The organism is Bradyrhizobium sp. P2_E8 (assembly GCF_056403875.1).
Window position 1 is genome coordinate 1 of sequence record NZ_JBFUES010000296.1, and the last position, 7,600, is coordinate 7,600.

General features: G+C 65.0%; 8 protein-coding genes and 1 pseudogene. 6 read left to right on the forward strand and 3 right to left on the reverse strand.

The genetic code is table 11. The annotated features are described in order from the left end of the window. Window positions 1–47: 47 nt before the first annotated feature. The 6 genes from mdcC to AC1D00_RS17935 are packed head-to-tail and all read left to right on the forward strand — an operon-like array spanning window position 48 to window position 4,414. Window positions 48–365: a malonate decarboxylase acyl carrier protein gene (gene mdcC / locus AC1D00_RS17910; protein ID WP_477011565.1), complete on the forward strand. Its 318-nt coding sequence runs from the start codon at window positions 48–50 to the stop codon at window positions 363–365. Next, window positions 362–1,276 carry a biotin-independent malonate decarboxylase subunit beta gene (locus AC1D00_RS17915; RefSeq protein WP_477011566.1) on the forward strand — a complete coding sequence of 305 codons (915 nt, stop codon included), beginning with the start codon at window positions 362–364 and terminating at the stop codon, window positions 1,274–1,276. Before mdcC ends, AC1D00_RS17915 begins: the two co-directional genes overlap by 4 nt. Further along, window positions 1,263–2,003 (forward strand): biotin-independent malonate decarboxylase subunit gamma, encoded by a 741-nt coding sequence (mdcE, locus tag AC1D00_RS17920; protein ID WP_477011567.1) that lies wholly within the window; start codon window positions 1,263–1,265, stop codon window positions 2,001–2,003. The genes AC1D00_RS17915 and mdcE overlap by 14 nt, the downstream gene beginning before the upstream one ends. Next, window positions 1,996–2,643, forward strand: coding sequence for a malonate decarboxylase holo-[acyl-carrier-protein] synthase (gene mdcG / locus AC1D00_RS17925; protein WP_477011568.1), 648 nt, complete (start codon window positions 1,996–1,998; stop codon window positions 2,641–2,643). The genes mdcE and mdcG overlap by 8 nt, the downstream gene beginning before the upstream one ends. Continuing rightward, the gene (mdcB, locus tag AC1D00_RS17930) at window positions 2,640–3,488 is read left to right on the forward strand and encodes a triphosphoribosyl-dephospho-CoA synthase MdcB (RefSeq protein WP_477011569.1); all 849 of its coding nucleotides are present in this window, start codon (window positions 2,640–2,642) and stop codon (window positions 3,486–3,488) included. The genes mdcG and mdcB overlap by 4 nt, the downstream gene beginning before the upstream one ends. Next, the gene (locus tag AC1D00_RS17935; RefSeq protein WP_477011570.1) at window positions 3,488–4,414 is read left to right on the forward strand and encodes an acyltransferase domain-containing protein; all 927 of its coding nucleotides are present in this window, start codon (window positions 3,488–3,490) and stop codon (window positions 4,412–4,414) included. The genes mdcB and AC1D00_RS17935 overlap by 1 nt, the downstream gene beginning before the upstream one ends. Before the next feature lie 6 nt (window positions 4,415–4,420). On the opposite strand, the gene AC1D00_RS17940 is transcribed toward AC1D00_RS17935, so the two are convergent. The 3 genes and pseudogenes from AC1D00_RS17940 to AC1D00_RS17950 form a co-directional block, all read right to left on the reverse strand. Further along, window positions 4,421–5,512, reverse strand: a complete 1,092-nt coding sequence (locus AC1D00_RS17940) for an ABC transporter ATP-binding protein (RefSeq protein ID WP_404557356.1) — start codon at window positions 5,510–5,512, stop codon at window positions 4,421–4,423. Window positions 5,513–5,528: 16 nt separating this feature from the next. Beyond that, window positions 5,529–7,226, reverse strand: a complete 1,698-nt coding sequence (locus AC1D00_RS17945) for an ABC transporter permease (RefSeq protein ID WP_477011571.1) — start codon at window positions 7,224–7,226, stop codon at window positions 5,529–5,531. A gap of 74 nt (window positions 7,227–7,300) precedes the next feature. Beyond that, window positions 7,301–7,600: pseudogene (locus AC1D00_RS17950) on the reverse strand (iron ABC transporter substrate-binding protein); the annotation flags it as partial.

Sequence of the window (7,600 nt, forward strand, 5' to 3'; positions counted from 1 at the left end):
CCTCTACCGTCCGCCCAGCCGCTTCCGCAACTGGTGAGGAATTTTGCATGGAAAAGCTCAACTTCAGACTGACCGCAGCCAGATCCGCCGGCGGCTCCCGCGCGCAGGCGATCGTCGGCGTCGTCGCCTCCGGCAATCTCGAGGTCCTGCTGGAACGCACCTCGCCAGCCGACACATGCACGATCGAGATCGCAACCGCAGCCCACGGCTTCGGCGCAGTGTGGGACGCCGTGGTCCGCGATTTCGTCGCCCGCCGCCCTGCCGGCGGCCTGCGCATCTCCATAAATGACGGCGGAGCCCGGCCGGACACGGTCGCGCTGCGCCTTGCGCAAGGCGTCCGCAAGATCGAGGAGCCGGGACGATGACACAGGTCGCAGCCAACAATGTTTCGCTGAGCTGGTACGAGGCGAGCGCCCGGCAGCGCATCGACGCGCTGGTCGATGCCGGCAGCTTTTGCGAATACATCGGACCCGAGCTGCGCGAGATCAGCCCGCATCTTTCGATCTTCGACCTGCCGGAGCAGTTCGACGACGGCATCGTCGTCGGCCGTGGCCGCCTGCAGGGATCGCCGGTGCTCGTTGCCGCGCAGGAAGGACGCTTCATGGGCGGCGCCTTCGGCGAAGTCCACGGCGCCAAGCTCACGGGGCTATTGCGCGCCGCGCGCGCCCTTCGTCAGGACGTGCTGATCCTGTTCGACACCGGCGGCGTGCGGCTTCAGGAAGCCAATGCCGGCGAGCTCGCGATCGCAGAAATCATGCGCGCGGTGATCGAGGTGCGGCGTACGGGGCTCAGCGTCGTCGGACTGATTGGCGGCCGCGCCGGATGCTATGGCGGCGGCAGCCTGATCGCCGGCACCTGCTCGCGCCTGATCGTGTCCGAGCAGGGCCGGATCAGCGTCAGCGGCCCCGAAGTGATCGAGACCAACAGAGGCATCGAGGAGTTCGACTCGCGCGACCGCGCGCTGGTGTGGCGCACCATGGGCGGCAAGCACCGCTATCTCATCGGCGGCGCCGACACGTTCGTCGACGACGAGGCGCTGGCGTTTCGCCAGGCGGCGATCGACGCGCTCAAGATCAAGCGTGGCTGCGACACCAACGTTCTCGAAGCCGAGCAGAATCGCCTGGAGCGTCGGCTGCAGCGTTTCGGCGAAGCCGAGGACGCCGTCGATATCTGGCAGACGCTTGGTATCGACGCGCCGACCGAGATCCCCGCGCTTCCGACCGACGCGTTTCTGCGCGCGGCAAAGAGAAGGGAGAACGCCGATGACGCTCGATGATATCCTGGCCGGCCTGTTCCCGAACGGCCACGACATCGAGGCCATCGGCTCAATAGTTGCTGGAAGGGCGATCCTGCCTGACGGAGGACTGATCCACCTACTCGGCATCACGCGAGGACGGCCCCTCGGCGCGAACGAAGCCATTGTGCTCGCGGGGCGCGTGATCGATATCGTCAAGTCAGGCGACCGTGCGCCGATCCTGGTCCTGGTGGATTCTGCCAGCCAGCGCATGAGCAAGCGCGACGAGCTGCTGGGCCTCAGCGAGTATCTGTCGCATCTTGCCAAGGCCCTGCTAATGGCGGAAGCCGAGGGACATCGCACCGTCGGCCTGCTCTATGGCGGCAGCGCGGCCGGTGCGTTCATCGCCACTGCTCTTGCAACCGGTACGCTGGTGGCACTCCCCGGCGCGCATCCCGCCGTGATGGATCTGCCGTCGATGGCGCGGGTCACCAAGCTTTCGATCGACGTGCTGAAGGCCAAGGCGGAAGCGACGCCCGTGTTCGCGCCCGGGCTCGACAATATGGTGCAGACCGGCGGCATTCACGTCGTCTGGGATGAAACCTCGCCCCTGGCGCCGCAGCTTGCGGCCGTGCTGGAGCGGCCTGCAGGACAGGATGATCGTGGCCGGCTAGGCGCAGAGCGTGGCGGACGCCGGAAGTCGGCCGAGATCGCCGATCGGGTCGTCGCGCTCGCCGCGGTATCGCAGCAGGAAGCGCAACATGGCTGAAGCGCTCGCACGTCACACGATGGTGAAGGCATCTGTAGCCGGATGGGCTGCCGTGATGAGCCGCCATCCCGAACTCGCCCGCGAACCGATCATCGACGGCTGGGCGCGCGCTGGCCATCCCCTCATCGTTCGCCGGCCATCGTGCAGCGATGCCGCCGGCATGATTCCGCTCGGCCTGCCGCTGCCGCCCAGCCACGGCAAACGGCGCATCGCGCTCGCGCTCGGGCCCGGCGACATCATCGCATCCGCTGCGCCGCCAACCTTGGCCGATGCGGCCGCCGCGGCGCCTGCACACTGGCAGGAGACGATCGGCCTGCTGCTCCAGCTTCTGCCGGAGACCCTCACCTTCGGCAGCCTGGCCTGGCAGCACCTCACCGGCCTGCCCTATCTTTCCGACAGTTCGGACCTCGATCTGCTCTGGCCGCTGTCGCCGGCAAGGCACGCCGGCACTCTGCCGTCGGACATCGGCCGGATCGCGAAGCAGGCTCCGATGCGGCTGGACGGCGAGATCGTTGGTCGCACGGGAGGGGTCCAATGGCGCGAGCTGATCGGAGCTGACGAGGATGAAGTCCTCGTGAAAGGCCCCGCCGGCGTCATCAGCACGACGCGCGCCGCATTTCTGTCGGGGAATCCGTCGTGAACGTCGCGCTGAGATGGCAATCGACACCTGCCAACGCGCTCGATGCGGAGCAGCTCGGTGATCTGGCGTCGCTTTGCCTGAAGCTCGAAGTTGAAACCCATCCGAAGCCGGGGCTCGTCAGCCATGTCGACAATGGCGCGCACAGCGACATGGACGCCGAGCTCTTGTGCCGCAGCGCCGACACCTTGAGGCCATTCCTCCGCGATCTGGCGCTTGCCGGAGCCGAAGGCGCCGGCATGAGCCGCCTGCGCGCGATCGGGGTCGCCGCAGAGCGCGCCATGCTCGCGGAAACCGGAGGCGTCAACACGCATCGCGGCGCGATCTTCGGACTGGGTCTGCTCTGCGCCGCGGCCGGATATCGCGGTGCGCTCGGCATTCGCAAATCGCTCGGCGATCTGGTGTCGCAGCGCTGGGGCGAAGACATCCTTTCGGGTCCCATATCCTTGCGCAGCCACGGCGCCATGGCCTCGCGGCGTTACGGTGCCGGAGGCGCCAGGGCGGAAGCGGCGTGCGGGTTCCCATCGGTGTACGAGATCGCCCTGCCCGCCCTGCAGGCTGCACGAAAGCTCGCGCCTTGCGATGAAGAAGCGGTCCGCGTTCAGACCTGCATGACGCTCATCGCCGATGTCACCGACACCAACCTCCTGCATCGCGGCGGGGAGGAGGGATTGCACTTCGCGCAGGCCAGCGCATCTGCATTCCTTGGCGACGGTGGCGTCGGACGTCGCGGCTGGCGCGAGCGAGCCATCGACATTCATCACGCGTTCGTAGCACGCAATCTCAGTCCCGGCGGCTCGGCGGATCTGCTGGCCATGGCCCTCTTCGTCGATCGGCTGGACCCCTGATGCTCGCCCTGCTCTGCGGTGGACAAGGCACCCTCTCGGACAAGATCTTCGATCTGGCCGCCGATCAGCCTGCCGCAGAGCCCGTTTTCACCGCGGCGGCCGCGTGTCTCGGCGAGGATCCACGGGAGTTCGTCCGGACGCACAGCGCAGACGAGCTGTCCGCCAACCATGTCAGCCAGATCCTGACCGTCACATCGACGCTCGCGATCCATGCCTGCATTGCCGATCTCCTGACCGAAGCTACGGCCGTCACCGGCTACAGCGTCGGCGAGATGACCGCCTGGAGCATTGCAGGGATATGGACCGCCGATGAAGCCTTGCGACTAACGGCTGTTCGCGCGCGCCTGATGGACAGCGTCGCCGGACCCGACGGCCGTCTCGGCTATGTCCGCGGGCTCGACCCGGCCGCGCTCGAACGCCTGCTCGGAAAGCATCGCTGCGAGATCGCGATAAGGAACCCCGATCGTCTCGTTGTCGTCGGAGGCGCCGAGCAGGACGTGATCGACCTCTGCCAGGAAGCGACCCGACAAGGCGCCATGCGCACAGGTCTTCTCGCCGTGAGAATCGCGTCGCACACGCGGCAGCTCGAACAGGCCTGCCGCCCCTTCCAACTGATGCTCGACGCCAGCACACGCTCCGCCATCGCAAATCAGCGAGTCTTGCTCGCCGGAGGCGACGGCGAGCGCATCTTCTCTGCCAGCAATGCAACAGCAAAGCTCGCCTGCCAGGTGGCGCGCCCGATCGACTGGTCGGCGACGCTGGAAGCGCTTGCGGAGCTCGGCGTCAGCAGGGTGCTGGATCTCGGTCCAGGGCATGCACTCGCCGAGATGATGCAGGCTTTCCTTCCCTCCGTCCGCTGCTACGCGGCGGACGGATTTCGCACGATAGGTGGTTTGCGAGATTGGTTACAATCGCGTCCGTCTTGAACATGATTACCCGACGGCCCAAGCCGCGTGCCGAGGAACGACCACCGTCACATTGTCGCCGACCGAATAGCCGCCAAAGGCGGGAGCATCAACATTGAGGCGACCGTCCTCGATCTCCACCACGATCGACCTTGTCGGGCCACGGAAGATCGTGTGGGCGATCCGGCCCGACCATCGCAGCCCATCCTTGTCGGTGCCGGCGGGCGCAATCCTGATGTCTTCCGGCCGCACCATCACCGTGACGGTTTGTCCCGGCTGCACTTCGGTTGCAGCCTCGCATCGGCCCTGCCAACCGTGCCCGACGACATCAAGCTGAACCCGACCTCCCTCCAGGCGCGCGCATGCCTCCACACTGGCGTCAAGGAGATTCGGGTTGCCGAAGAATCCCGCGACCGTGCGATTGGCCGGGTAGCGGTAAATGTCCTCGGGGGCACCAACCTGCTGGATTCGTCCCCGATCCATCACGACCACGCGGTCGGACAGCGCCATCGCCTCCGACTGGTCATGCGTGACATACAGGGTCGTCATGCCGAGCCGTCGCTGGATCGCGCGGAACTCGTCGCCCATCTGCAACCGCAACTTGGCGTCGAGATTACTCAGCGGCTCGTCGAGAAGAAGCACCTTCGGCTCGAACACAAGCGCCCGCGCAATGGCTACGCGTTGTTGCTGACCGCCCGACAGAGCCGGCGCAGGGCGCTCGGAGAAGCCTTCCATTTCGACGAGACGCAACGACTTTGAAACCAGATCCCGGATTTCGGCCAAGGGACGACGGCGCACCCGCAATGGATATGCAACGTTCTCGAAAACCGTCATATGCGGCCAGATCGCGTAGGACTGGAAAACCATACCGAGGCGCCGCCGCTCCGATGGAACGAACACGCCCGAAGCCGCGTCGCTGACCACCTCGTTCCCGAGGCTGATCCGGCCACTGGTATTCTGTTCAAGGCCTGCGACCATCCGCAAAGTGGTTGTCTTGCCGCAGCCGGACGGCCCGAGCAGCGTCACGAACTCGCCTTCAGCGACGCGAAGATCAATCTCGTTCACGGCCGCGAACTCGCCGAACTTCCGGCTGACTTTCTCCAGGACGACATTTGACATCAGACACCCAATCCAGTCACAAGGCGCCAATCCATCGCTTGATGACGCGGAGCTGCACCCATCTGAAAACGATCACCATGGCCATCATGATGAGACCGATCACGCTCACCTGTTCCGCGCTGCCGTTGGCCCAGAGTTTCAGGAGCACGACCGACAGAACTTCCGAGCCAACGGAATAGAGCAACACCGAGGCGCTCAACTCGCGCATGATTCCGAAGAAGATCAGGACCCAGCCCACCGCAAAGGAGGGCCAGACCAGCGCGATCATGATGCGCCACATCGTCTGCAGCCAGCCCGCCCCGTGCACGCGCGAGCATTCCTCGAGGTCGTAGGACAACTGACCGTAGGCGCTGGACATGACGCGCACCGAGAGCGGCGTTCCGAGCGAGATGTAGGCGAGCAGCAGTGCCCAGATGGTCCCATAGATCGGAATGGCATGGGGCAGCAGCGCGAATCCCCACAGGAAGCCCACGCCCAGCACAATGCCCGGCATCATCCAGGGCAACCACGCCATTGCGTCGATCAGACGACGTCCGCGCCATTTGGTCCTGACCGAGACATAGGCGACGATACCGCCGAGCAGCATGGTCAGCGTAGCGCCGACAAAACCCAACAGCATGGTATTGCCAAAGGCCCGCCAGAACTCACTGCTGCCCGCTACCGCCTGATAATGCTCGAGCGTCAGCATCTCCCATTCGTAGAAGCCGAAGAACTTGAAGAAGGATCCGATCAGAAGCTGGCTCACCGGCAGCACCACCGTGACGGCGAAGAACAGCGCGCAAAAGGCGAACGTCGCCCAGCGCCATCTGCCGAGCTTCATGACCGCGGGCGAATAGCCCTTCCCCGTCACGGTCTGGAAACTGCGGCCGCGCAGGATGCGCCACTGCATMAAGATGATCAGGAACATCAGCGCCATGATCACGAAGCTTATCGCGGTGGCATATTGATATTGCGGTGGCGAGCGCTGGTTGATGGAGTCGTAGATATCAGTCGTGATGACGTGGATGCCGGCAGGCGAGCCGAAGAACAGCGGTGACTCGAAATTCTCGATTCCCCTGATGAAGCTGAGGATCGCGGCCCCCGTCAGCGCCGGCAGCATCAGTTGAAGCGTGACGGTGTAGAAGGTCCGCAAGCGGGTCGCGCCGCACATCCGCGCGGCTTCCTCAAGGCTCGGGTCCATCGCCCGAAAGGCGTCGACGATCAGCAGGAAGAGAAACGGCACCGAATACTGCATCATGTGCCAGACGACGCCGCCATAGGAATAGACGTTGATCGGCGACGCGGTCGATCCGGTGATCCACTGGTAGAGCTGGTTCAACAGTCCGACCTGCGGATTGCCCAGCATGCCCCAGGCCATCGCGGTGAGGATCGGCGGAATGAAGAACGGCAGCGTGACCAGTACCTCCAGCGTTCCGCGAAACGGCGTGTCAGTCCTCGCCAGAATCCAGGCGAGCAGGACGGCCAGGATCAGCGACGGGATCGTCTTGGCCAGCGCGATGCCGACGGTATTGAGCAGCGTGAGCAGATTTTGCTGCGAAGCGATGTCGCGGTAGCCGTCGAGCGTGAAGACGCCGGCAACGCCCGGCGGCGTCGAATGCAGGCTCCCATAGAGCAGCATCGACAGCGGGTAGACCGACAGAAAGGCGAGAACGAGCGCAAGCAGCGTCAGCCCGACGATGCGGCTGGCCGGCGCGCCGTTGAGGAATCGCCGCACGTGAGGTAGCCGCGACCGCGCTGTTACGATATCGGCTATGCGGTCGTCGGCCGAAAGAGCCATCTGCCAGCGCCTCAGGGGTAAAGTTTCTTGGCCAGCGACATCATGTCCGGCCGTTCGGACAATTTCGCCATGCCCATCAGCCTGGCGTTGGCATAAGGCTGCGCGTCAGGATCGGCGCGCTCGGCCGCGCCCTTCACGACCGGAAGCATCCAGGCGTTGGCGTAAAGCGCCTGGGAGTCGAGGTTGAGGAAATGCTGCATGAAGAGGCGTGCCGCATTGGCATGCGGGGCGTTCTTCAGGATCGCGAGATCCATCTGGGCATAGGGCGCTCCCTCCTGCGGCACGATCACCTTCACTGGCAGACCCTTGAG

Bases quoted from the DNA above. Each gene is read 5' to 3' on its own strand.
- mdcC (WP_477011565.1), top strand. From the start codon at position 48: ATGGAAAAGCTCAACTTCAGACTGACCGCAGCCAGATCCGCCGGCGGC.
- AC1D00_RS17915 (WP_477011566.1), top strand. From the start codon at position 362: ATGACACAGGTCGCAGCCAACAATGTTTCGCTGAGCTGGTACGAGGCG.
- mdcE (WP_477011567.1), top strand. From the start codon at position 1,263: ATGACGCTCGATGATATCCTGGCCGGCCTGTTCCCGAACGGCCACGAC.
- mdcG (WP_477011568.1), top strand. From the start codon at position 1,996: ATGGCTGAAGCGCTCGCACGTCACACGATGGTGAAGGCATCTGTAGCC.
- AC1D00_RS17935 (WP_477011570.1), top strand. From the start codon at position 3,488: ATGCTCGCCCTGCTCTGCGGTGGACAAGGCACCCTCTCGGACAAGATC.
- AC1D00_RS17940 (WP_404557356.1), bottom strand. From the start codon at position 5,512: ATGTCAAATGTCGTCCTGGAGAAAGTCAGCCGGAAGTTCGGCGAGTTC.